Below are 24683 nucleotides of genomic sequence, written 5' to 3' on the forward strand. Positions count from 1 at the left end.
TAAAAAGTTTCGGGGAGAGGATAAAAGGGGTGTGTTGAATATTATAGAGACGAGAGGCGAAACGGAAAAAGCCCTGAGGCTTTTGCCGACTAGAGATCCTGTTCGATCACCTTGCGGAACTGGCCGAAATAGACTGCATCAAGGTCTTTCAGGCTCATCTCCACATCGTTGACCTTGAGATCGTTTCCGCCGACACTCCCGATCTTCTCGCAGGCCATCTCACCGACCATTGCTTTGAAGGCATCCGCATTCTCAGGGGCGATTTCGATGATCGCACGGCTCATCGATTCGGCAAATATATCGCGTGCATCGTCAATGTTCTTGATGACGACGTCACAGCCCAGACCGCTTGTCGCCGCCATCTTGGCCAGAGCGATCGCCGCGCCGCCCGAACTGAGGTCTTTTGCCGATGCCAAAAGCCCTTTTTTGTTGGCTTCAATGACAAGATCCCAAAGCGCCAGCTCTTTTTTGTAGTCGATCTTAGGAAGTGTCCCTTCGACCGTACCACAGATCTCTTTCATATAGAGTGAACCGCCGAACTCAGATGCCGTCTCACCTACAAGATAGAGGTCATTGCCCGCTTTCTGGAAATTGGAGAAAAGGACCTTGTTCTGGTCGTCATTGACACCGACCGTCGCGATCGAAGGCGTCGGGAATACGGAAACACCGTTTGTCTCGTTGTAAAGCGATACGTTCCCTCCGATGACCGGGGTGTTCAGTTCGGCACACGCCTCTTTGATCCCCAGACACCCTTCGGCAAACTGCCACATAACCTCCGGGTTCTCCGGGTTGCCGTAGTTCAGACAGTCGGTAATCGCCAATGGACGTGCACCGGACATCGCAACATTACGCCCTGCTTCGATGACGGCTGCCGCCGCACCGCCTTTCGGGTCGATAAAGCAGAAACGGACATTACAGTCTGAGCTCATCGCCAAAGCCTTGCCGTTCTCTTTGACACGGATGACGGACGCATCAAGCATACCGCCTTTTTTGATAGTGTTAGTCTGCACCATGGAGTCGTACTGCTCATATACCCAGGCCTTGTCGACCACTTCCATCGAAGCGATCATCTTTTCAAAAGCTTCCTGGTTGGCGACTTTGGCAAAATCGTCGATCGTTGTCTCTTTGATGCCGTCAAGATAGGCAGGACGAGCTGTCGGACGGTCCAGGATCGGTGCCTCCTCGGAGACCGGATCGACCGGAACTTCCGCACACTTTTCACCGTGCCAGAACAGTTCCATATTCCCGGTATCAGTTACTTCGCCGATCACTGCCGCATCAAGATCCCACTTCTCGAAGATATCGATGATCGCCTGCTCGCTCCCTTTTTTCGCACAGATCAGCATACGTTCCTGAGACTCGGAGAGCATGAAGTCGTACGGTGTCATTCCCTCTTCGCGGGCAGGGACTTTGTCAAGGTGCATGATCATCCCAGAACCGGAGCGCCCCGCCATCTCGAAAGATGAGGAGGTAAGACCCGCCGCACCCATGTCCTGGATACCGATAACATAGTCTGTTTTGAAAAGCTCGAGACACGCTTCAAGCAGCAGTTTTTCCGTAAACGGATCGCCCACCTGTACGGTCGGACGGAGTGATTTTGACTCCTCCGTAAACGAGTCAGAGCTCATGACCGCACCGCCGAGACCGTCACGGCCCGTTTTGGAACCGACATACATTACCGGGTTGCCGGTTCCCTCTGCCTTGCCGTAGAAGATCTCGTCCGATTTGGCGATACCGAGGTTGAAGGCGTTGACCAGGATATTTCCGTTGTAACACTCATCAAAACTGATCTCACCGCCGATTGTCGGGACACCCATACAGTTGCCGTAGCCGCCGATCCCTTCAACAACGCCGCGTACCAGATAGCGCTGATGCTTGCTTATTTTGTCATCGTTCGTCACATTGCCGAAACGAAGCGAGTTCAGACTCGCTACCGGACGGGCACCCATTGTAAAGACGTCACGCATGATCCCGCCGACACCTGTTGCTGCACCCTGGTACGGTTCAATAAACGAGGGATGGTTGTGGCTCTCCATCTTAAAGACGGCCGCATAGCCCTCACCGATGTCAATAACACCGGCATTTTCACCCGGTCCCTGGATGACCCACGGTGCTTTTGTCGGGAAACCGTTAAGGTGCTTCTTGGATGACTTGTACGAACAGTGTTCAGACCACATTGCTGAAAAAATACCGATCTCAACGAGGTTAGGCTCGCGCCCCAGGATATTTTTGATATTGGCATATTCAAGTTTGGAAAGTTTGTGTTGACTCAGGATCTCATCAATGTTTTCGAGGGGTTTACTCACGACTGTTCCTTGCGAGGATGTATCTACATAATACAGAATTTTTGGTTTTAAGTCGCGATTATACCAAAATAATATTTTAAATAATATTTTTGATAAACACTTAAGATGCATCTGTTTACAATAAACAAATTGTTTCGTCAACGGAGTTTTCACATTTTTAGTAAAACAGCACAATATGCTTTTCGCATCGTTATTTTTATGGCCAGTGACACGCAACGCCTCTTCTCGGCAGCGTATATTCACGAAAAAATAGACATCCCTTACAAATACCTGACAATGCTTATGACCAAGCTGGCAAAGGCTGAGCTTCTTGAGGTAACGCGTGGCCGCAACGGCGGTTTCACACTCAGCAGAGGTATCGATGAGATCTACCTGGTAGATGTACTTGAGGCTATCGGGGAGAACAACTGCACTAACTGTGCTTTTTCGGAGAGCGAATGCGATATAGAAAATCCATGTTCGCTTCATGATGCCTATAAGGTCCCGAAACAGGCTCTCGTAGAGATGCTAACGACCACCACTCTTGCCAACATCGATCCTACGCTCATATAACCTCTTTATTTTAGGTTACCTGTTCCAACGCTTTAATCGGGGAACATCCGGGCTGACTGTCAGACGCGTTTTGTCACTTCAAGCAGATGGTATCCGAACTGGGTCTTGATCGGGCCGATGACAACGCCAACATCCGAAGAGAAGACCGCCTTGTCAAACTCAGGTACCATCTGACCCGGTCCAAACTCACCCAGATCGCCGCCGTTGCGGCTTGACGGGCATAGTGAGTTTTCCCTTGCCACCGCAGCAAAGTCAGCACCTGCTTCGATCTCTTTTTTAAGTGCTAAACACTGCTCTTCACTGTCCACTAATATATGTCTTGCTTCTGCTCTTGCCATTTTGGCTCCTTTTGATTTCTATTATTTTATACGGTGCAGGAGCAAAGCCCCCGCTCCTGCGCTAACGCTGCGTTCCCTTCAGCAGGAAGCTCACGTGCAGCCTGCCGCACTTGGTCTTTCTTGCGGAAAAACAGGAGCAAAGCCCCCGCTCCTGCGCTAACGCTGCGTTCCCTTCAGCAGGAAGCTCACGTGCACTGACACGCCTCACCCTTTTTAACTGAACCCAAAATCCTTCTCATCCCGGTGGATCTTTTTGCGCTCAAATACCGGGATATACTCCAACTTCTCTACTTCATACTCTTTTTTACCGCCGGGAAGCTTGATGCTGAACTCATCGCCGACACGCTTGCCCATCATCACCTTTGCAAGCGGGGCATGAATGGAGATGAGACCGTTTTCCGGCTCACTTTCCAAGAGACCGCAGATCGTGTAGACCTCTTCTTCACCTGTCTCCAGATTGCAAAGTGTGACGGTAGAGCCAAAATGGGCACGGGCGTGATCAAGCCCCGACGGATCGATAATCTGTGTCTTTTCAAGAATGTTACTAAGATAGAAAAGCCGTTTATCGATATGGCGAAGTTTCTCTTTGGCCGCATGGTAATCCGCATTTTCACTGCGATCACCCAGTGCTGCCGCCACCTCTTTTTCACGGTTGGCCTTAGGCTTCTCGATCTCTTTAAGATACTTGAACTCTTTTATCAGAAGGTCATAACCCTCTTGCGTGATCGGTTCAATGTGCATAGTATCTTCTCATCTTTACGGGTTAGGAAGCAGCGGCTTTACGCTGCTTGTCACTACGGAGTTAGATGCGGTACAGTGCCGCGTCGGCTGAAAATGCAAAACGGTTCGCATTTTCCTGAAGGCGCGGCTTATTTGTTAAAGCCCAGAATGTAAAAGGTGTTTTTGCCTTCAACCTGCTTCAGGGCCACTTTATACTTGTCGGCAAAATGTTGCACTTTCTCCATCGCCTCTTCAGTACGTTCCGGGCTCGGTGCTTCGATCTTGATCTTGAAATAGTCTTCACTGTTCGACATGGCAACGTGCGAGTCATCAACTTTGAGGTGTTCATTCAGATCAAAAATATGTTTTTCGATCTTCTCAAAAGAGTTCGTATTATTGATAATTCTCTCCAACTGGTTCAACAGTGCTTCGTTGGGTGTATACCCAAGTTGTTTCAACATCGCTTCATTATTCATTTTTCACCTTGGCTTGTTTTTGCCGAAAATTCTAGCATAGAATGTGTTTACTCTCAAAATTGTTCAAACAGTAGATGGTATTGCCCCTTGTACTTGTCGGTATTGGCACACTGTTTGTACGCGGCCGCATACCTATCGGCCTCTTCGCCCTGGCGATAGAGGTTCGCAAGTATCTTGTTGACCTCGCATATCTCCGTCGCTTTTGCATACCATTCCAGTGCCTGCCGTCGATCGGCTCTGACACCCTGCCCTTCAAAATAGAGTTCCGCTGCCATCTGTGCACCCAGGGGGCTGCCCCCGTTTGCTGATTTGAGGATCAGCTCGACTCCGTACTGGATCCTGCGGACATTGCGCGGCCCGATAATATGAAGTTTCCCCATTTTGGCCATCGCATCGAGATTGCCTAGTCCGGAGGCATCGCTGTAGTACTCTAGCGCCACATTGAGGGCATTGCCCGTTTGCGGGGCGACCATCGGGCTCTTTCGGGTGTAGTTGCTGCGCCAATATGCATCGCCCATCAGTTCCATCGCTTTCTCATCGCCTTTTTTTGCCGCCTGATTGGTCAAAAAGAGCGCCATTCTAAGGTCCGGAGCAATAATTTTGTCGCCGTAAAAAAGCTCAGCTACCGTAAGATAATCTTTCCCAGAAGCCTCACGCCGGTTCTCCGAAAGGTCCCTGCTGACGGCCATCAAAGCTGAACGTATCGGACTTTTTTCAACATTGACAAGCGATTCCGTGACCTTCTTATACCCATCTCTGCTGCGACTTTGCGAGAAAAGGATGATGCTGATACCCAGCGCTCCTTTGCCCCCGTTTCTAACCGAACGTTCCAGCCACCTTTTCGCTTCATTAGTTGAGCCCTTCGCATAATAGAGCAGCCCGAGATCGTACATCGCAGCAACGTCTCCCTTCATCGCATTGATCCGCGCAATGGCAATAGCGCGGTCGGCATTCCCTTTTTCAAACGTATTCTTCATCTCTTCAAAATCACCTCCGAAGAGAGACAGTGTCAAAAACAGTAACAGTAGGATCTTCATATATTCGCCTTCAATATCTATTCTTAGTTATAATACTAGAAATTTATTTAAGAGCCTCCCTGCAATCATTATAGAATTGCCGGCGATGCTTTTGTATTGGGGAAAAGAGCGCGTGAAAAACCTTTTGATACGATTGACCGTGGGACTTTACGAACAGGACATCACCGAAGAGGAGATGGAACATGTTCAGAAATGGCTTGCTCAAGGCTACCTCGTAAAAGAGGAGAAACTCTACCGCCTCCCCTCAAAATACCGCGCAGGTTCAATAATGATGGCCCAGCAGGGTTCCGCTTACCTGCGGGTAGTCGGTGCCAATGTCCGCGATCTCTACATCGATGAACACGATCTCGGCAGTGCCAAAGACGGTGACATCGTCATCGCCCAACGTCTGCTGGGAAAACGCGGCGGACCAAGCGCCAAGGTCGTAGAGGTCCTCGGACGCGCCGAAACCTACAGCGTTGCCATACTGACGGTCAACAAGGGGCAAAAAGGGCTGGTCGACATTCGTACCGGCTACCCGGCAGGCGTTCCGCTCAGCGCCGCCGAACTTGCCAAATACGAAGAGGGCGCCCTCTTCAAAATCAACGACCAGACCAGCGAAGTCATGGCAGAGCTGGGCCACATCAGCGATCCTCTGGTCGATGAGAAGATCGTGCTGGCGCAGTTTAACAAGCACGATGAATTCGAGCAGGATGTCCTCGATCTGGCGCAGAGTTTTGACAAGAACGTGGACGTCTCGTTCTACCCCGACCGCAAAGACCTGCGAAGCCTCCCTTTTTGTACTATCGACCCGGTCACCGCAAAAGACTTTGACGATGCCATCTGCTACATCCCCGAGAAGAACATCCTCTACGTCGCCATCGCCGACGTCAGCAGCTATGTCGAGCCCTTTGGTCCGATCGATGCCGAAGCGATCTACCGTAGTTTCTCAATCTACCTGCCGCACCGTTCCATTCCGATGCTGCCGCGCCAACTCTCCGAGACCCTCTGTTCGCTTCAGCCTCATGTCGACCGTCTCGCCTTTGTTTTTGAACTGCATCTCGATGGGCTAAAAGTGGTAAAAAGCGAACTGTACGAGGCCATTATCCACTCCAAACGCCGCTTTACCTATGAAGAGGTCGACCTCTTTTTCGAAGGCGGCCTTACGCCAAAAAACAGCGAGGAAGAACCTGTATTCGGCTACCTCCCCAAGCTGCGCGAACTGACCGACGCGCTCAAAGAGGAGCGGCTGAAATACGGCTATGACTTCCATTCCGAAGAGGTCGAGATGGAACTCGACGAGGAGCAAAACATCATCTCTACTACGCTGAGCGAAGAAACCCCCTCGCACGGACTGATCGAAGACTGTATGCTTTTGGCCAACAAGGCGGCAGCCTCGCGTTACACCCACGGTGTCTTCCGTATCCACGAACCTTCAAGCCAGATCAAGCTCCAGAGCCTCTATCAGGAGCTTGCAGGCATCGGCATCATCGTCGAACCCAAAGAGTCCATGAAAGAGACGATCGATTTCATTCAGGCCGAAGCACGCAAACGCGGCCTCGACAAGGAGGTAGACACCCTCATCATCCGCGCGCAGATGCAGGCGCGCTATGCCCCGCACAATGTCGGCCACTTCGGGCTCGGGTTTGACGCCTACACCCATTTCACCTCGCCGATCCGCCGCTATTCGGATCTCATCGTCCACCGTCATCTCAAGGCCCTGCTGGCCAAGGACACCGAGGAGAGTTCCTACGTCCTGCGCAACATCGACGCCCTCTGTTTCAGCATCAGCGAAAAAGAGCGCGAGGCCTCTACGATCGAGATACGTTTCATGCAGCGCAAATTCGCCCGCTGGGCAAACGGACTGATCGGGCAGGAGTTCAGGGCACGAGTCCACGGCACGGATCCGGACTACATCGCCGAGATACTCGAACCGATCGTCGGCGCGGTGGTCAACCTCAGCGTCAGTACCCCGGTCACCCTTTTTGACGATATCATCGTCCGTATCGACAAGGTCGATCTGGCAACGGCCAAGATCAGCGCCAGCCTCGTCAAAAAGCTTGACACCGACCCGATGGAACTGAGCTGATGCGCCGAAACGAGCTCGACAACCTTATCCGCAACAACGAACGTCCGCAGGCCGTCATGCTCTACGGCGAGAGCCATTTTCTCATCGACTACTACCTGCGCATCTTCAGCACTATCCCCGATGCCAATGTGCTGAGCCTCTATCATGACGAGTACGATTTCAACAGCGCGAAAGTCCACCTCTCACAGGGCTCGCTCTTCGGCGACCAGAACCTGCTCATTATCAAGAACGAAAAGAAAGTGCCCAAAAAAGATCTTGACATCCTGCTCGAACTGGTACAGAAGAACCCCGATAACACCTTTATCTACGCCTATTACGGCAGTGACATGAAGACCTCAGCAAAAGCCTTCAACAAGAAGTCCGGCGGCATCGAAGTGCGGCTCTTCCCCCCTTTTGCCAATGAGGCCCGCAGCCTCATCATGCAGGAGGCGCAGCGCCTGGGTGTCCAGATGGACGGTTATGCCGCCACCCACCTCATCGAAACGCAAAACGGCGACCTCTCGCTCGCCTTCAATGAGCTGAACAAACTCCGGATCCTCGGGCGCCCTGTCGGTGCCAAGGAGATCGACGCGCTGGTCTACGGGGTAGCCGAAGTAAAGATCGACCAGTTCATCAACCACCTGCTTGCCAAAAAAGATTTTAAAGAGGAGCTCCAGCGCATCCTCGAGAGCGGCGAGGACGAGATCCGCATCATCACGGCCATCAGCGCCTTCATAACGCAGCTCTACCTCTTTTACGCCCACATCAAGATACACGGCATTGCCGACTCTGCGGCCATTCTCGGTTACAAACTGCCGCAGAAGATCGAACAGGAGCGCGCCCAGCAGAGCATCAGGTTCAAGCAGGAGCAGTACGAAACCATCCTGAACCTCCTGCTTGCGAATGAGCTGAAGATGAAGTCCGGCGGAGCGCTTGAGAAAAACGCCCTCCTTTTGGCGACGCTGATCAAACTGCAGAGCTATATTTAACATCCAAAACAAAAAACCAATCAAAAAGAATCAAAATGATACAATTTTCCAACGTCTCCAAAGCCTACGGCAGCCAAGAACTTTATAGCAACATCACCTTTAAACTCAACCCCGGTAACAAAATGGGCCTCGTCGGTCGTAACGGTAGCGGTAAATCGACCATGTTTAAACTTATTTTGGGCGAAGAAGAGCCAAGTGAAGGGAGTGTGCTTATCCCTAAAAACTATAAGATAGGTGCCTTGCGTCAGCACCTTGAGTTTAGTGAAAAAACGCTGCGTGAAGAGGCTGCTCTTGCACTCGAAGATGACATGAAGTGGGATACCTACCGTGTCGAGAAGATCCTCTTTGGTCTGGGCTTCGTCCAGGAAGACCTCGACAAAGCCCCCCTCTCGTTTTCGGGTGGGTATCAGATCCGTATCAACCTTGCCAAACTGCTGGTGACCGAACCGAACCTGCTGCTGCTTGATGAGCCGACCAACTACCTCGACATCCTTTCTCTGCGCTGGCTCAAGTCCTTTCTTAGAGCCTTTCAGGGCGAGGTGATCCTCATTACGCACGACCGCGACTTTATGGACGGCATCTGTACCCATACCATGGGGATCGTCCGGCGTGATCTGTTTGTGATCCCAGGCGACACACACAAGTTCTATGCCCAGCTGGCCGAAAATGAGGAGCTTTACGCCAAACAGAAAGCCTCTCAGGACAAAAAAGTCAAGGAACTCGAAGAGTTCATCGCCAAAAACAAGGCGAGAGCATCGACAGCAGCACTGGCGCAGTCTAAAGTCAAACAGCTGGAGAAGATGGACCGTATGGAGGACATTGGTTTTGACAGTACCCTTGCCTTCGACTTTCAGTTCAAAGACACGCCGGCTAAAGTCCTGCTTGATGTTCAGGATATCAGCTTTGGGTACACCCCGGACAACATTCTCTTTAAGAACATCTCCTTTACCATCGAAAAGGGGCACTGCCTTGCCATCATCGGTAAAAATGGTGTCGGTAAGTCTACCTTGCTTAACACTATCGCAGGTGAGTTAGAGCCCTTGACGGGTGAAGTCAAGTACCATGGATCCACCGCAGTGGGACACTTTGGTCAGACCAATATAGCACGTCTTAATCCCGACAGCACCATTATGGATGAGATCTATGCCGCCAATCCGAAACTTGCCGCCGCCAATGTCAGGGCGATCTGCGGGGCGATGATGTTCAGCGGCGACCGTGCCGAAAAGAAGGTCTCGCTTCTCTCGGGTGGTGAAAAAAGTCGGGTGATGCTGGGACAGATTTTGTCACGGCCGTCCAACCTGCTCTTTCTCGATGAGCCCACGCACCACCTTGACATCGACTCCATTGAAGCATTGACCGTCGCGATCAAAAACTTCCAGGGCTCTTCTATTATCGTCTCCCACTCCGAAGAGCTCTTACGCCGTGTCGCTGACCGGCTCATCATCTTTTCAAAAGACGGTGCAGAGCTGTTTGACGGCGGGTACGACCTGTTCCTGGAAAAAAAGGGGTGGGATGAAGACGAGGTCGAAGAGACCAAACCTAAAAAGAAGAAAACCGCCAACCCGATGAGCAAAGAGAACAAAAAGCTCAAAAACATCATCACCAAAGAGCGTTCACGTGCAACGTCGCCGCTTCGAAAAGAGATCGAAAAGGCGGAGAAGTTCATTATGGAGAGCGAGACTCAGATCGCCAAGTATCACCAGGAACTAGTAGAAGCCTCCAATGTCAATGATAACGCCAAAGTGATGGAAGTCTCACAGTTTGTCTCTAAACTCGAAGCCGAAGTCGAAGAGAAATTTGAGCGCATGGAAGTTGCGCAGGAAGAGCTGGATGCCTTGATGGCGGAGTACGAAGAGAAGTTGGCGGTATTAGAGGGATAAGAGTCTTAGGCAAAACCGTGTTAAACGTCCAAAAGCAACTGCGTCTCTCTTTAAAGGTCAGCTTTATTACAAGGAAGTGTTACCTATAATAAGCTACCGACTTAAGGAAAAGATGTGATGAAAGAGAATAGATTTAACAAAGAAGCTTTTTATATCAATATTTTAATCGGTCTGCTCTCTGTCGTCATGATCGTTGTCGGCTACCAGACCCTGACCAGTCAGAGCAACAATATCAGGATCGAAGTGGACAATACCGCAAACGAATTCGAGACACGGATCAAAACCGGGATCGGTTCTGTTTTGTCTCTATATGCCGCTGCTGGGGAGATCTACAAAAATCAGGATATTCCCCTGGCGTATGTCGCCAAGGTCCACGGGGTGAATGTGCAAGGGGATTTTGCCCTGGATGAACCGACCCTCTCCAACCTGACCGGATTCGGCGGATTTACATCCTCAAAAAAAGTACTCCACGAGATGGCAACGTCATTGGCCCTGACGACCTACTTTGCCATTGCCAAAGGGCTGAACAAGAGTTTTAAACAAATCTATTACGCTTCAAAACACAACTTCTCCACATCCTATCCTTTTCTATGGTCAGATCAGTTTATGTGGCATGCCGAAATGCTTGAAAAACCGCTGTGGCAGTATGCGACGCCGGCACTGAATCCTGAGAAAAAACTCTTTTTTACCCCGCTTCATAAATCGGCACAAAAAGAGAAGGTCCTGGTCACTATCGGGCACCCTTTCTATGACAAAAACGAGTTTCTCGGCACCGTCAACCTGGACATTGCCGTTGCCCTGGAGAGTGCTTTTCTTGAGAGTAAGAACCTTCATCACGGGACCTACGTTGTTGTCAGTCAGAACAATGAGATCGTTGCCGCCAGCAACCTTAAAGGGTATGATGTCGAAAAGATCTTTAGAGCATCTCAGCTGCTGAGCAGAGAGATCCTGGAGTCGGCCGTCACCGACAACGGTCATCTCTCCCTGGGCAGTCATTATGTCTATGTAAAAGCGTTTGAGGATATTCCCTGGAAACTCTATTATGTCAAAGAGAAGCTCGATATCTATGTGAACTCTCTATATTATGTCGGCATGATGTTTGTCGTCATACTCCTTCTCTTTCGGGTCAAAACGCTGATAAAACGTCTTTCCGCTTCGCGCAACGAACTGGAGCAGCAGGCGCTGACAGACCCGATGACAAAACTCTACAACAGACGATACCTGTCGGAAATCACAGACCATCTTTTAGGGTTGATGCGCCGTAACAGGAGCCACATTACCGTGGTCATGCTCGATATCGACAAGTTTAAAAACATCAATGACACCTATGGGCATCAGGTGGGCGACGACGTGATCATCGCACTTGCCCAGACCCTTAAAAAATCGACACGCGTCAGTGATGTGACCTGTCGTCTCGGCGGCGAAGAGTTTCTTATTCTTCTTCCGGAGACCGTAATGGAGGGCGGATATGCCATGGCCGAGACCTTGCGCCGTGAAGTCGAAAAACTCGTCATCACACTCGACGACGGCACAGAACTCCGCTTCACCATCAGCCTTGGCGTTGCCGAGGTCAACAGGGATGACAAAAACTTTGATGCGGCGATGACACGCGCTGATGCGGCCCTCTATGAAGCAAAAGAGAACGGTCGGAACAGGGTCTGCCGTGCCAAACCCTTTGAAGGGACGATGTCAGAAAGCTGACCCCGCTCGGTCACATCACTTACCCTGTTCTCTAAACGTTTCGCAACATCATTTATTTTTCAATGATCTTTCGCATCCAGGCAGCGATATCCGCCAACTCTTCACGGTCGATGCTGTGATCTTTAGCATACGCTTTGAACGCCACATTAAAACCGTTCTGCTGCAGCAGCTGTACCTGCTCTTTCGAGGTTTCAAAAGGTAATACATTGTCATCGGTACCGTGGGTACATAACCAGTTCGAAGCGGCCGCCTCTTCGTTCATCTCGCTCAGCAATTTGGACGCATCATAGATATAGCCGCTGACGGCGATGTAACCGGCAAGCACCTTGTGGTAGCGCGTACCAAACTCAAAGGTGAGCAGCGAACCCTGCGAAAAACCGAACAGAAAGCTCTCATCGGCATTAAACTCCTCTTCGAAGAGCATGTCCAAAGTCTCGGTAAGCAGTTGACTCGACTGTCGTATTCCGGGAAGCTGGTTCGGCGGCAGCTGGTACCATGAAAACCCCGTAAAGTACTCAAACGGGGCATCCAGAAGAAGGTAATTCATGGTTTCGATCTGTAAAAAGTCCGGCAGCATCGTAAAACCTTCCGACGAGTCCCCGCGCCCGTGAAGGATGATCATGACCTTTTTGGAAGGGACTTTTGAAGGGATAAAGATATTGTCTAAGGGTAGGTTTTGCATGCGGCATTATACAAAAACTATATGGATATCCGGACCGTCGTCATCAAAGTATCTTGGCAGAAAGAAGGATTTTCTGATCTCATAGCTGGGTGGAGAGGCTGCTTTAATAGATATTCAAATAAACAACAGTGCTAAAGTAGAGCGCTTCGCTTACTTTTCCCCCTGCCCCAGCAATTGGTCGATGTGGTAAAAGAGGTTCGGGTATTCCTGTTTGATCTCTGTGACCAGCCAGTCCAGATCGAGTTTCACGATAGTGCTCTCCGGGCGGCTTTTTGCCAGCCGTTTGATCCTGTCCATCGCCACGGCCCACACATCATAATAGTCGACCGGGTACTGTTTCCATATCGCTTTTTCGAGTTTAAGACGAAAGGTCTCGCCCTGCGCCGATGCGAACAAGGCGATCATTTTTGAGAGAGACTCAGCCGAAGTCATCGTATAGGGGAGATCGTTTTCATCAATGATAACCCACGGGTGCTCTGTGTCCCAGTTCCCCTGAATCAGCTCCAGCTCTTTATGGCGCCCGTTTATACCCGGACGCATTTTGACGATGGTCATCTCATCGGCATTCAAATTGAGCGTTTCGGCGATCTGTCCGAGATCTTTTTGCAGTTGTTTGGGGAAAGTCATGGTGTAACCTTCATATGGATTGTCATTCTATTATCATAGCCAAAAAGCCGAACAAGCTTACAGATCGAAACCTTTCACTAAGGACAGCAGAGGCACTTTTGCATCTCCAAAGATCTCACAACTCTGATATAATCGCCGAAAACAACCTTTGGAATAAAAAGAAAAATGTTGAAAAGACTAAAAACAGTCATCTTACTGACAGCGCTGCTCTTTCTCGGAACGGCCCAATCGCTTTGCGATGAGCTAAAAATAGTCGACGAGGTCAAGTTTAAAAAGCTCATTGACGGCAAAGGCAAGATGGAGAGATACGAAGCGAGCGGGGTCCATTTTGCAAATAACCGCTTCTATGTTGTCTTCGACAACAGCAGCCGGGTGGCACGTGTCAACACGAAGCTCACCAAGGTGAAACTGCTGGGAAAAGAGCGTGCAGAAGTGGGATTTGAGGGCATTACCTATAACCCTCCGAAAAACGAGTTTTACCTTGTTGAAGAGTCGCTGAAGCATAAGGGGATGTGGCAGGGGCGTCTGAGTGTGACAGACGGAGGCTTTTCACCGACCTCGAAGCAGCGCTGGCTGGACTACGGGTTTGAGAGCGGCAACAAGGGATTCGAAGGGCTGGCCTTTTTCCGCAGAAACGGCACGGACTACCTACTGGCGCTCTGCGAGGGCAACCGCTGCAAGGCGGGGCGAAAAGGCGAAAAACCCGGCGGCGGGACGATACAGTTCTTTGTGAAAAAAAAGAAGAAATGGAATCTGACAGGTGCCATCCCTCTGCCTGAGAACCTACGTTTCACCGACTACTCCGGGCTGGACATCAGCACCGACAACACGCTGGCGGTCAGCTCACAGGAATCATCGGCACTCTGGATCGGAAAACTCGACACTGACAGATGGAAAACCGTGGGCAGCGGCAAGGTCTACTATTTTCCGAAAGACAAAAAAGGCCGGACGCTCTACTGCAATGTCGAAGGGGTCTCATGGATCGACAATCATCATCTTGTCGTCGTCAGCGATGCGAAAAAAAAGTCGCAGCCGAAACGGTGTAAGATGAAAGAACAATCTATACATTTGGTAAAATTCTGACCTAAAAGGACACCTATGAGAAAAACAGGGAACGGGATAATAGCATCGGTACTGGCAATGACGTTACTGGCCGGATGTTCAGGCGTTGTAATGCACGGCTTTGATGAGGAGAGCGCACTGTACACCAAGCCTGCCTCGGAAAAAGAGATCAAAAAGGCGAAAGAAATTCCGGAACGTTCGGAAAAAGAAGTGAAAGAAGTGGACGAAGTTCTAAATGCTGGGACAAAGGCTCAGGCGCCTGATGAAGAGAACGAGACCGTTATATCCTATGACCCGAATGAGGGAGAATAAGAAGGTCAACTACACCGTACTAAAAAAACGCACTTCTTCGTTCCCCTAGTCTCCGAAGGGATATCTTCGCGACAGAGGGGGTCGATGCTGCACAGACCTCAGCAGCAGCCGGAGGAGGAACAGCAGCTTGAGGGCGGCATCATACTGAACATCTGTTTTTTCGGCTTTTCCCAGGAGATGCCGAAACCGGCCAGAAAGTTTTTTACATCGTCAGTGCAGCAGGTCCCTTTCGGGTTGGACTTTTCACAAAACGACTTCCCATTTGCGATGATCGCTTTGACCTTTTCGGCGATATCCGGCTCTCCCTTCTCTATCATCGCCAGGACATCCCCTTTCAACAGCTTTTTGCAGTAGCAGAGCGGCGTTTTGGGGTCATCGTTTTTCAGCGTCACTTTTGACTTTATCTCTTTTTGCCCGAAGCTCTCACTGCCGTCGTCGGCATAATAGACGGTATCGCACACGGGGTTGGTGCAGAAGTTAAATGCATCCCTAGTGGAATGCATGTTGCTGAGCGGCTCCTTTTTCAACTGCGATTGTACGGTGACCGCCTCAACCTTGCTGCCTTTTTGATGGCACTGCGGGCAGACGCTTGCCGCATTCACCTGTGTTGCGCAGCCGCATGATGGGCTCTCTTTTTTATCGGTAAAAATCATGTTATCTATTCCCTTTTTCAAGTCTCTTCATGCCTAAGACGTAATGCATTAAAAAAAGGTTGCAAGCTTTTGAAACTTTTGCATCTCTCGGCCAGTTTCCCATTACAGGGTAAAATACCGTATGCAGTTATCCAGAGAAAAAGAGATCGAGAAGCTCTACGAAACGTTCAGGCAACCGCTCCTGCGGTATATTTCGCACAAGGTGGCCGATGCCCACAGTGCCGAAGAGATTCTCAATGACGTGTTTTTCAAAGCTGCGAACTCGCTGGAGACACTAAAGGAGAAGACGAAAGTCCAAAGCTGGCTCTACAAGATCGCCTCCAACCGGATCATCGATTACTACCGCCGCCGAAAAGAGAACTATGTCGATATCGATGATGCACTCTTTTACAGTAACGAAGATGAGAATGAGACGATCTATGATGAACTGAACTGCTGTGTCGAGAAGTTTCTTCACCAGCTGCCAAAGCACTATTCAGATCCCCTCAAAGCGGTCTACCTGGAAGAACAGACCCAGCAGGAGTATGCAGAGCAGAATAAGGTAAAGCTTTCAACCGTAAAGTCCCGGATAAAAAGAGGAAAAGCTTCGATGAAAACGTTTTTTGAACAGTGCTGTACATTCGAGAAAGACCGTTTGAACAACATGACGCACTGTACACCCAAAAACAGCGCTACCAAAAAGTGCTGAAGCTGTATCTTCCTCTTTCAACAAAACTCTTTGACGCCGTTTATACCCTCACCCACGCTAAAAAGGTAGATGTGACGTTGTTCACTAAGCCCGCGTCATAAACGGCGAAGCGGTCTACAGTGTCCAGTCAAACGTGGTGGTTTCAGCACTTTCAACAGTGATCTCTGTCTGGATGTAGTATGTCTCATAATCCCCGTTGCCGTCGTATTTGGCGACGATCAGATCATAGGTTCCTGCCGCAAGGAATGTGAGCATATAGGCGCCGCCGTCCTTGACCTGTGAACTGGTAACGGCATTGGCAAAGCGCACCTCTTCAGGAGCCGGTTCATTGGCCTCCTCATCGTTCCATGTAGATGAACCTTCTACATATTCATAGGCATAGACGACATAGCTGCTGTTGGTATCAAGATTGCCGAGTGTTCCTTTGATCGTACCGGCTTCGTTCGTAACAACCAGTTTGATGGTCGGTTTCAGTTTATAATAACTGCCGTCACCCGAACTGACGATGGATTTTCGGACATTGAAATCGGCGGTCATCACCACGGTACCATTGCGCGGCACTTCGTAGTTTCCGACCGCCTTATAACCTGTCTGCGAACCGCTGGGTACATAAAGCGTCTCATTCACGTCGTTGATCTCGATAAAACAGCCGGTATTGCTCTTGGGTCTTTTCTGCTCTTCTGCGGCATCCAGCATAAACCGCATCTGCGTGTATTTCCCGGCAGGCAGCTGAAAGTCACCCAGCGAGATGCTTTTTCCGTCTTGCCATTCCAGAAGATTGATAGGGTTGACGGAGGTGTTAAACTCATCCATCGTTTTCCAGCTGCCATCGCTCGTATGGTACTCGATTCCGGTAATCGTGATATAGACGCCGGTCACGCTCCCGTCGTCAATCAGCGGCGCATCAGCCAGACGTAAAGACAACGTCCCGGTCCCAATGCTGTTAGAACCGCTGCCTCCACAGTTAAAAAACATAAAAACTGCCAATGTGCCTGCAACGGCTGCAAAAATTTTAGACCAACGCATAACGTCTCCTTTTGTCGTGCTATTATTCATTTTAAAAGAAGAAAGCTTAGAATCCTCCCAAAATTTTGGACTAGTACTATCGGGAAGATGCCTTCAGGCCCAATGCTCCGACCCGCTTTTTTTCTCAAAAGATCCGACCGTGTGCATGACAAACCCCATGCCCCCTTCCTGCTTCATTTCGGGCTGCATTCTTAACATGCAATACATCTTCATTATGAGAAAATATCTGTTAAAGGGCCGATAAGAGACCTGTTGACGGATAAGAAGGGGAGAAAGCGCCGATGAAAGATTGGGAATGCGTCAGCTTTTTGCAGCGTATAATGCCGACACTCCGTCTGCAATGGCACGGTTTTCGGAAAGTACGGAAACAGGTCTGCAAACGGATTGAAAGACGCATCAAAGCACTCGGCCTCTCAGATTTTGACGCGTACGGTGAATATCTTGACTATGCGCAAAACGAATGGGATCTGCTTGACGGTATGTGCCGCATTACGATCTCCCGCTTCTACCGGGACAGGGGGATCTATGGACATCTAAAAGAGACAGTGCTTCCGGAGCTGGCGGAAAAAGCGTGCGAGAAGGAAGCGAAAAGCCTCAGGATCTGGAGCGCCGGGTGTGCCTCGGGAGAGGAGCCCTATACCCTCTCGATTCTCTGGCAGATGGAACTGGCAGCGAAATTTCCTGTACTGAAAGTGGTGATCATCGCAACGGACAGCCATCTTGCAATGCTGGCACGGGCCGGAAAGGCCTGCTATCGCTACAGCAGCCTCAAAGAGCTGCCGAAACCGTTGCTAGAGCGCGCGTTTTATGTCGAAAACGGCAGCTACTGTCTCAAAAAAGAGTATCAAAAGACGGTGACCTTTTCTCACCAGGACATCAGAGACGAGATGCCTGAAGAGACGTTTGACCTCATACTCTGCCGCAACCTCATCTTCAGCTACTTTGACGATGCACTGCAGCGAACACTGCTGAAGCAGATCGAAGCGAGGCTCAAACCCGGCGGCTATCTGCTCATCGGCACCCATGAGTCTCTGCCCGAAGGGGCAGCGGGATTCGAACCGCTAAGCCGTTGGCCGGGCTTATATCGGAGCATAGACAAAACGTATAAAAGAAAGTAACCGTACCATTTCGGTGGCGTATTCGGCGTTTCAATTTGAAAACAATGCTTGACGGCGATGCCGTTTCCGAGAAACCTAAGCCAACCTACTTAACCGCGTCTGCTTCGTCCTCTTTCTTCTCTCTCTGCTGAAGGTCCTCAAACTTCAGGCGCAGTTGAAAGAGTTCCTCCTTATAGCGTTCGCCGTCGCCGTAGCTGAAAAAATAACGGTAGCGCGAATGGGTCTGGTGCGGTTTTTTTGCATGCGAAATGGGGCAGAAACGCTGTTCGGTACGGGCCGAGATCTCCTGCGCGTAGGCGACGAGTCCGTTAATGTAGCCGCAGTAGAGGCAGTTCATCTTTTCGAGCAGATTGAGGTAGCCGAGCTTATGACGGTCGAAGATGATATAGTCGCTTCGCCTCACCTTTGGGATCTTGTAGACCGGAAAGCAGACAGCGTGATAGAGTGTGGCGAAAATATCCAAAATGACGGCCGGGATGATGATACTGTAGATGACAGGCGAAACGAGGAAGGAGAGGAGCGGAACCTCGGAGAGGTAGGTGAAAAGATTTTTCTTGAAGAGCTTCTGACGTGCCAGCAGCTCTTTTTCAAAGATGACTTTCCCCTTTTTTATCTGGTAACGAAAGGGCTCTTGTCGCTTTTCAAGCTCCGCATCGATCTTCTGTTCGAGATGCCTGACCTCTTCGATCAACGCCTCTATGGTTTGGGGAATGGGCACAATGGTTCCTTCGTAATGGACTGAAAAGCAAGAACAGCAGGTCAAATATTCAGGTCTCTGTGCCGACTATCTGAAACAGTATACTCATTAAACGAAGAAACAGGAAACGGCTTCTACTCTCTCCTGTCCGATATGATGAGCAGGTATGCGATAGATCACCCCTCCGCTTTCTGAGACCGGCCGAATAGATATCCTGCTATTGCACCGAGAATGCCCATCGGTGCCGTTAGCGCATCTGACGTATCGACAACCAGGACAAGCAGTATCGCTCCGAATATGACCGATACCAGACCGACCACCGTGACAATGTCTTTTGCCTGATGCTGCGGCGTTATCTTCATCAGGATGGTGATGATGACCAGTGTAAAGGCATAAAGGATCGCCGTGATCACCACATATCGATAGGTATTTTCGATCACAGCCAATTGTGCGCTGTCGCTTTCGGACTGCACCTGCTTTGGCACATTGCTGTAATCGAACTCATCTTCAAACATACTGATATTCTCATCTGCCGTAGCATAGAGTACTCCTGAAGGCAGTGTGACCAGGGCCATCAGCAGGAGTATCTGCTCTATTATCCTTTTCATACCCGCCACCTTTTACAAAGAATTCAAAATATCCAGAAGCTTCTGATAGTGTGAAGCGGCATCAAAGTTTCTCTCCCGAACGGACTGTTTCATCTTCTGACGGTAATATGCTTTGAGTTTTTCCCGTTTTTCCGGTGAATACTCCTTTGCTTTATTGCGAAAATCAGTATAGACCTTTTCCTCCACGCGGATCTCTGCCGAGTTGCTCTTCACTTCCGGAACCTGATATCTCTCCAGGGCACCCGCCGTCACAGCGGCAGGTGCAGCGAGAGTCAAAAAGATCAGAATATTCATTGTCTTTTTACCCATTTTTTTCCTTTATTACATGTATCGCAGCGTGCAGCCTAGATGCTCACTCGTGGACCACTCTGTACGGTGCGAGCGTCGCCCTGTCTTCGATGTCGACCAGTGCCAGCGCCCTGTAGTCCGGTACTTTTTGGATCTTCTCCAGAACACTCGCGTGAACATACGGCGTATAGATATCCGTCGCAGAAGCCACCCGTCTCTCTTTTGGACCGTAATAGATCTTATACGAGTCATGGATCTCTTTGGTCGCGTCAACTCGGTACGGATAGGTCGAGTCATCCAAAAGGACCATGTCACGGATCTTGTGGATCATCCACCGAAATGCGATATCCGAGTGCGCACGCTGCTTATAACCGCCGCCTACATCGGAGTGCACACCCGCGAACCAGACCTGTTCGATATCCTGATGTGCATTTTTATCTCTGACATGCCACAGTGTCGGCCGAAAGGTCTCGCGCTGCTCGTCTATCGCCAGAGCATGGTAGGCGTGCTTGATCTCCCTGTTGATCTTGGTGTCATGAAACTGCAGAAACTTGTTGGTGTACTTCTTTAAAAAACCGACAGGGATCCCCAATGCTCCCACCGTGTCCCATACCCCTACGATCTCGATCTCGCAGGTGATGTTTTTGCTTTTATATTCGGCCCGTGTCGGCTTGTCCGCCTTTTTATAGACCTCAAACGCCTCTTCGATAGCGTTGTCCGTAAGCTGCTCTCTGGGAATAACGCCGCAGCTGTAGACCATTCCGGCAAGAGAGCGCGCCGTGTAGGCCCCCCGGCTGAAACCGAAGATCGAAACCCTGTCTCCCGGCACATAGTGTCTGCAGACCTCAAAATAGGCTTCGCGTATGTTTTTGGAGAGGCCGCGGCCCGAAACACCTCCGCGGATACGGTCATACCAGTGTGACCCCACCCCCTCGTCATAATAGACCACCTGCTTCTGCGGCTCATCTTTCTCCAGAAGTTCCCACAGATTTCTGACATTGGTCTCTTTATTCTCTTCATGCCGCCCTTCATCCGGTTTGTTCCATGTCCCGTCAAGACAGATGATGATGTTTTTAGGCTCCGCCATGTTCTGCCTCGCTGTATCGGATTTTGATTCCTGCCATTTTTTCTCCTTGGAAATAAAATCTGGATTCAAGCTGCTGAAAGAGGTTTTTGTCGTTAAAAGCAGTCAGAAGAAGAGCCCTCGCATAGGCCCCATCCTTCTCTCATCCCAGCAACTCTTATCAACTCATACAAATCAATTATAACGTGAAAGTCGGACAAATTCCTATATTGTGCGAGAGGTTAATGTTGCGTCTGGAGATAGCGGTGTAAATCATAATCATCAATACCGAAGCCGTAAATGAAGGGGCGAGCCCGGGCAGGACTCTGAGAGGGGAGAAAGAGTAGATTGGAAAAGAGATTACTCGGCGACTTTCGGCAGTTCGTTGGAGAGGATCTCAAGGTTCGGCTGCATGATGATCTCGATGCGGCGGTTTAGGGCTCGGCCCTCCTTGCTCTCATTGTCCGCACGGGGATGAAATTCACCGAAGCCTGCTGCCGAAACATTTTCAGCTGCCACCCCTTCTTGTATCATCAGGTGGACAACGCTCAGGGCCCGCGCGGTGGAAAGTTCCCAGTTGCTTGGGAAACGGGCACTTTTCATCGGTACATTGTCCGTATGCCCTTCGATCTGGAATCGGCGGTCGGAGAACTCTTTAAGCACGTTGGCGATCTGCTTGAGCGCTACCTGCCCGTCAGCATTTACCCGGGCGCTGCCTGTTGCAAAGAGAACGTTGTCCGGCAGGTTGATGACAATGCGGCCCTGCTCGATGCTGACTGTCAGCTGTCCGCCGTCGATCATTTTTTGGAGTTCAGTGACAAAACGGGCGTAGATCTCGTTGCGCTTTTTGGTCTCCGCCTCGATCTGACGCATGGTCTCAAGCTGTGCCTCTGAGTCACTCAGCCTGGACCTTGACGCCTGCAGCTGCGACTCTGCAGTGTTCAAGAGTTTCTGGGCTTCATCGAGCTCCCGTTGAAGCACCGCTTTTTTCAAGTCAAGGTCCGAGAGTTCAACATTATTGAGTTCGATCAGCTCCTTGCTGCGTGCGATCTCTTTTTCGTTGCTTTCGATTTGGAGCTGCTGATCATGGATGGTCTTCTGCGCCGAACCCAAGGAATCGCGCGTTTTGTTAAGTTCCTGCAACGCCGCTTCATGCGTCTGTTTGGTGACACACCCCGTACTAAGCAGTGTTACCACAGTCAGGGTTGCAATTGTGACTAATCTCATGATAGTCTCCTTTTTTTGTACTATTTTCTGATTATAACTCAACTATCACAACAGAAAATCCAAAAAGATATAATCAAAAGAGACACCCCCTTTCCTCCGCACTGCAGAGATATTTTCTGCTTACAGTAACGGAAACACAGCTTATATAAAATGGAACCCCTGCTTTCCTCTCTTGCAAATAACTAAATAAAAATTGAGCAAAGCGCTCTGTATGATGGCAACACAAAATAAAGGAGTGCTACCTATGAGTAATAAAATCACAGATGTTAAAACAAATGAAAAAAACGAGGTTCTTTTTACCTACGACGCGAAGAACTATATCCTGATCGAATCAGAGTATCTCAAGGTCGTGACCCAGCCTAAGAAAACCGTCTATTGTCTGAACGGCCCTTCGAGAGTCGACCTTGTCAAGTTCGGCATGCCTATTCAAAAGGTAGAAGGCTACAGCGACTTGTGCAGCGTACTTAAAAACATCATTCCAGCGGAAGCCCTTTTATAACCCTCTCGGGTCAGCGATGAAAACCCCCTTTTCATCTGCGCTCAGCTATAATCGCGCCTTACTTCAAAGGAACCGATTACATGCCTGAGCAAACCGACCAACCCACTGAAAAGATCTACAACGACCCCATAAGTGTTGCTAAACGTACCAGACAGAAGCTGCACCTTGTCGCAGGCTGTGACAAAGCGGCTATCCTTGCACACATCATCAAAAGCAGCGATGATATACAGACCGTTGTCATCACAAAAACCAAACGTGATGCGGACGCCCTGAGTATTTTCCTTAAAAGCCGGAGTATCAACGCCGCGGCGATACACGGCAACAAAAGAACACAGGAGAACGAAGCGGCAGCCAAGGCTTTTGGAGAGGGTAAGCTGAACGTCCTCATCACCACCGACATGATCCTGCAGTCGCTTGGACTCAGCAATATTGCCCGCATGGTGAGTTATGACCTTCCGACGGAGCCGGAGAACTATCTCAGCCGTTTAGGCTGCCTGAGCGAGACAGGTGAAGCCATCGCCCTTGTCACTCCTGAAGAGGAGCGCGAACGCTTTGACATTGAACGGGTTATCAGGCAGGAGATCCCCGAAGAGGAGGTTGAAGGTTTTGTACCGGAACCCGAATCTGCCGCCGAAGAGACACCGCAGCGCACGAAAGACCGGAACAAGAAACCGCGCCACCGTAAACAGAAACGAAAGCGGGGGGACAAAGCGAAAGAAGATGCGCACCCCGAAGAGCCGCAGGACGATCAATAGCGCATGATAATCCTGGACTTTGAGACAAACTCATCCAACATCCATGATGTCATAGAGGTTGCCGCGTTTAGAGCGTTCATGAGCGGTGGAGAGTATATTGTTACCGACACCTTTCACCGCTACTACTACTCCAAATATACGGTGAACCCTCATGCCCTGCTTGTCCATAAACTCTCCCCGCAAAAAGTCGAAACGCTTAGAAACAGTGCCGGCTATGCGGAGTATTTTGAAGATGACCGTGATTTCATCGATTTTTGTAGCGGGGCCAAAACGCTGGTCGCCCACAATATCGCTTTTGAGCTTCGCCATCTAGGTACTCTTGTCTCATTTGAGCGTCACTTCTGCACGATGAAAGAGAACAAAAAGGCGGTCAATGCTGTCAATATAAAAGGCAATCTGAAAAACCCGAAGCTCATAGAGACCTGTGCATTTTACGGTATTGATTTTGATGATGCGCAGTATCACAGCGCTATCTATGATGTCACGAAGACATTGGAAGTTTTAAATTCCATGAATAGCACGGTGATCTGACCTTCAACCCATTGCACTCCTGCATAGAAGGTCCCCTTACAGATCCGCTCCGAGAAAAACTTTCTCGTCAAGATCAAAGATCTTCCGGTAGGCCTCTTCTAAGTCGACAGATCTATCCTTATAGTCCATCAGCTCACCTATCTCGACGGTGATAGCGTGCTGTTGCTTCGGTCTGTTTTGTAAAGCGGCTTCCAGAACGTCGTTTGCATTGGTCCGAATATAGATCGGCAGGATCGGGAGCCTGTTTTTCAAAGCGATAATGCGGGCGCCCTCTTTAAAATCGGAGAGATCGCTCGCCTCTTTGTTGCGGGTGCCTTCAGGAAAAAGAAAGATCGAGTTCCCCTCATCGACACCGGATTTGATATCTTTAAAAAATCCGCTCATCTGCTTGGCTTCCCTGTCCAGGAGAATACTTCCCGCGTTTCTGGTAAAAATACCGAAGAAGAAAGAGTTGTAAAGCTCTTTTTTCGAAACCCACAGGCCGAAAATATCCGTCTCTTTGAGCGCCACTTCGATGATCAGCGGATCAATAATACTGCGGTGATTTGTGATGAGTAGGAAACGCCCCTCTTTGGGCAGTTTCTCTTTCCCTTTGACGACAACATCGATGTGCAGTGCAGCGAGAAGTTTTTGGGCATATTCAAGCCTGAGCCTCTTTTTCGCTGCACCTGAGTCTGTTTTCTTGAGTGTCAAACCGTATCTGTTTGTCAGATATGTGGCGTAAAGCGCCATCTTAATGCGATTAAGGTTCAATTGAGGACCCATACAAGAGGAAGTAAATCTGCAATTCCTTGCCTTTAA

General features: G+C 49.9%; 27 protein-coding genes. 12 read left to right on the plus strand and 15 right to left on the minus strand.

Annotated features, from left to right (window positions below):
• Positions 1-89: 89 nt before the first annotated feature.
• The gene (gene purL / locus WCY20_RS10250) at positions 90-2306 is read right to left on the minus strand and encodes a phosphoribosylformylglycinamidine synthase subunit PurL (protein ID WP_345974883.1); all 2217 of its coding nucleotides are present in this window, start codon (positions 2304-2306) and stop codon (positions 90-92) included.
• Between the two features lie 105 nt (positions 2307-2411).
• Here purL and WCY20_RS10255 point away from each other — a divergent pair, with 105 nt between their 5' ends.
• Complete coding sequence (locus WCY20_RS10255) at positions 2412-2858, plus strand: Rrf2 family transcriptional regulator (protein WP_345974885.1); 447 nt, start codon at positions 2412-2414, stop codon at positions 2856-2858.
• A 59-nt stretch (positions 2859-2917) separates the two neighbouring features.
• On the opposite strand, the gene WCY20_RS10260 is transcribed toward WCY20_RS10255, so the two are convergent.
• The 4 genes from WCY20_RS10260 to WCY20_RS10275 all read right to left on the minus strand — a co-directional run bounded on the left by WCY20_RS10260 (position 2918) and on the right by WCY20_RS10275 (position 5429).
• A complete protein-coding gene (locus WCY20_RS10260) occupies positions 2918-3196 on the minus strand; it encodes a peptidylprolyl isomerase (RefSeq protein ID WP_345974887.1) in 279 nt (92 codons plus the stop codon).
• 213 nt (positions 3197-3409) lie between these two features.
• Entirely contained in the window at positions 3410-3937 is a 528-nt protein-coding gene (gene greA, locus WCY20_RS10265; RefSeq protein ID WP_345974889.1) for a transcription elongation factor GreA, read from the minus strand.
• A 128-nt stretch (positions 3938-4065) separates the two neighbouring features.
• Positions 4066-4392 carry a hypothetical protein gene (locus WCY20_RS10270; protein WP_345974891.1) on the minus strand — a complete coding sequence of 109 codons (327 nt, stop codon included), beginning with the start codon at positions 4390-4392 and terminating at the stop codon, positions 4066-4068.
• A 53-nt stretch (positions 4393-4445) separates the two neighbouring features.
• Complete coding sequence (locus WCY20_RS10275; protein WP_345974893.1) at positions 4446-5429, minus strand: hypothetical protein; 984 nt, start codon at positions 5427-5429, stop codon at positions 4446-4448.
• Between the two features lie 112 nt (positions 5430-5541).
• Here WCY20_RS10275 and WCY20_RS10280 point away from each other — a divergent pair, with 112 nt between their 5' ends.
• The 4 genes from WCY20_RS10280 (at position 5542) to WCY20_RS10295 (ending at position 12046) form a co-directional block, all read left to right on the plus strand.
• The gene (locus WCY20_RS10280) at positions 5542-7497 is read left to right on the plus strand and encodes a ribonuclease R family protein (protein ID WP_345974895.1); all 1956 of its coding nucleotides are present in this window, start codon (positions 5542-5544) and stop codon (positions 7495-7497) included.
• Positions 7497-8465: a DNA polymerase III subunit delta gene (gene holA / locus WCY20_RS10285; protein WP_345974897.1), complete on the plus strand. Its 969-nt coding sequence runs from the start codon at positions 7497-7499 to the stop codon at positions 8463-8465. The genes WCY20_RS10280 and holA overlap by 1 nt, the downstream gene beginning before the upstream one ends.
• Positions 8466-8500: 35 nt before the next feature.
• Positions 8501-10345, plus strand: a complete 1845-nt coding sequence (locus WCY20_RS10290; protein WP_345974899.1) for an ABC-F family ATP-binding cassette domain-containing protein — start codon at positions 8501-8503, stop codon at positions 10343-10345.
• A gap of 117 nt (positions 10346-10462) precedes the next feature.
• Positions 10463-12046: a diguanylate cyclase gene (locus WCY20_RS10295; protein ID WP_345974901.1), complete on the plus strand. Its 1584-nt coding sequence runs from the start codon at positions 10463-10465 to the stop codon at positions 12044-12046.
• Between the two features lie 52 nt (positions 12047-12098).
• On the opposite strand, the gene WCY20_RS10300 is transcribed toward WCY20_RS10295, so the two are convergent.
• Complete coding sequence (locus WCY20_RS10300) at positions 12099-12728, minus strand: serine esterase (RefSeq protein ID WP_345974902.1); 630 nt, start codon at positions 12726-12728, stop codon at positions 12099-12101.
• A 150-nt stretch (positions 12729-12878) separates the two neighbouring features.
• Positions 12879-13355 carry a DUF2603 domain-containing protein gene (locus WCY20_RS10305; protein WP_345974904.1) on the minus strand — a complete coding sequence of 159 codons (477 nt, stop codon included), beginning with the start codon at positions 13353-13355 and terminating at the stop codon, positions 12879-12881.
• Positions 13356-13520: 165 nt separating this feature from the next.
• On the opposite strand from WCY20_RS10305, the gene WCY20_RS10310 reads away from it, so the two are divergent.
• Together WCY20_RS10310 and WCY20_RS10315 are read left to right on the plus strand one after the other, a co-directional pair.
• Entirely contained in the window at positions 13521-14438 is a 918-nt protein-coding gene (locus WCY20_RS10310; RefSeq protein ID WP_345974906.1) for a hypothetical protein, read from the plus strand.
• A gap of 15 nt (positions 14439-14453) precedes the next feature.
• A complete protein-coding gene (locus WCY20_RS10315) occupies positions 14454-14729 on the plus strand; it encodes a hypothetical protein (protein ID WP_345974907.1) in 276 nt (91 codons plus the stop codon).
• A gap of 98 nt (positions 14730-14827) precedes the next feature.
• Here WCY20_RS10315 and WCY20_RS10320 read toward each other — a convergent pair whose 3' ends face one another.
• Positions 14828-15382, minus strand: a complete 555-nt coding sequence (locus WCY20_RS10320) for a hypothetical protein (RefSeq protein ID WP_345974909.1) — start codon at positions 15380-15382, stop codon at positions 14828-14830.
• A gap of 121 nt (positions 15383-15503) precedes the next feature.
• Here WCY20_RS10320 and WCY20_RS10325 point away from each other — a divergent pair, with 121 nt between their 5' ends.
• Complete coding sequence (locus WCY20_RS10325; protein WP_345974910.1) at positions 15504-16070, plus strand: sigma-70 family RNA polymerase sigma factor; 567 nt, start codon at positions 15504-15506, stop codon at positions 16068-16070.
• A gap of 114 nt (positions 16071-16184) precedes the next feature.
• Here the strand turns inward: WCY20_RS10325 and WCY20_RS10330 are convergent, their stop codons facing one another.
• Positions 16185-17096 (minus strand): DUF4382 domain-containing protein, encoded by a 912-nt coding sequence (locus tag WCY20_RS10330; protein WP_345974911.1) that lies wholly within the window; start codon positions 17094-17096, stop codon positions 16185-16187.
• Between the two features lie 281 nt (positions 17097-17377).
• Between WCY20_RS10330 and WCY20_RS10335 the strand changes: the two genes are divergently transcribed.
• Positions 17378-18214: a CheR family methyltransferase gene (locus WCY20_RS10335; RefSeq protein WP_345974913.1), complete on the plus strand. Its 837-nt coding sequence runs from the start codon at positions 17378-17380 to the stop codon at positions 18212-18214.
• A gap of 85 nt (positions 18215-18299) precedes the next feature.
• Here the strand turns inward: WCY20_RS10335 and WCY20_RS10340 are convergent, their stop codons facing one another.
• The 5 genes from WCY20_RS10340 to WCY20_RS10360 all read right to left on the minus strand — a co-directional run bounded on the left by WCY20_RS10340 (position 18300) and on the right by WCY20_RS10360 (position 22097).
• Positions 18300-18932, minus strand: coding sequence for a hypothetical protein (locus WCY20_RS10340; RefSeq protein ID WP_345974915.1), 633 nt, complete (start codon positions 18930-18932; stop codon positions 18300-18302).
• A gap of 155 nt (positions 18933-19087) precedes the next feature.
• Positions 19088-19519 (minus strand): hypothetical protein, encoded by a 432-nt coding sequence (locus tag WCY20_RS10345; protein ID WP_345974917.1) that lies wholly within the window; start codon positions 19517-19519, stop codon positions 19088-19090.
• A 12-nt stretch (positions 19520-19531) separates the two neighbouring features.
• Positions 19532-19828 carry a hypothetical protein gene (locus WCY20_RS10350; RefSeq protein ID WP_345974918.1) on the minus strand — a complete coding sequence of 99 codons (297 nt, stop codon included), beginning with the start codon at positions 19826-19828 and terminating at the stop codon, positions 19532-19534.
• Positions 19829-19871: 43 nt separating this feature from the next.
• Complete coding sequence (locus tag WCY20_RS10355) at positions 19872-20894, minus strand: DUF2235 domain-containing protein (RefSeq protein WP_345974920.1); 1023 nt, start codon at positions 20892-20894, stop codon at positions 19872-19874.
• 336 nt (positions 20895-21230) lie between these two features.
• Entirely contained in the window at positions 21231-22097 is an 867-nt protein-coding gene (locus WCY20_RS10360) for an OmpA family protein (RefSeq protein ID WP_345974922.1), read from the minus strand.
• 244 nt (positions 22098-22341) lie between these two features.
• Here WCY20_RS10360 and WCY20_RS10365 point away from each other — a divergent pair, with 244 nt between their 5' ends.
• The 3 genes from WCY20_RS10365 (at position 22342) to WCY20_RS10375 (ending at position 23882) form a co-directional block, all read left to right on the plus strand.
• The gene (locus WCY20_RS10365) at positions 22342-22596 is read left to right on the plus strand and encodes a hypothetical protein (protein ID WP_345974924.1); all 255 of its coding nucleotides are present in this window, start codon (positions 22342-22344) and stop codon (positions 22594-22596) included.
• Between the two features lie 80 nt (positions 22597-22676).
• Positions 22677-23351 carry a helicase-related protein gene (locus WCY20_RS10370; RefSeq protein WP_345974926.1) on the plus strand — a complete coding sequence of 225 codons (675 nt, stop codon included), beginning with the start codon at positions 22677-22679 and terminating at the stop codon, positions 23349-23351.
• Between the two features lie 3 nt (positions 23352-23354).
• The gene (locus WCY20_RS10375; RefSeq protein WP_345974927.1) at positions 23355-23882 is read left to right on the plus strand and encodes a 3'-5' exonuclease; all 528 of its coding nucleotides are present in this window, start codon (positions 23355-23357) and stop codon (positions 23880-23882) included.
• A gap of 36 nt (positions 23883-23918) precedes the next feature.
• Here the strand turns inward: WCY20_RS10375 and WCY20_RS10380 are convergent, their stop codons facing one another.
• Complete coding sequence (locus WCY20_RS10380; RefSeq protein WP_345974928.1) at positions 23919-24614, minus strand: lysophospholipid acyltransferase family protein; 696 nt, start codon at positions 24612-24614, stop codon at positions 23919-23921.
• Positions 24615-24683 lie beyond the last annotated feature (69 nt).

It is taken from the genome of Sulfurimonas sp. HSL3-7, assembly GCF_039645985.1.
GTDB classification, from domain to species: domain Bacteria; phylum Campylobacterota; class Campylobacteria; order Campylobacterales; family Sulfurimonadaceae; genus Sulfonitrofixus; species Sulfonitrofixus jiaomeiensis.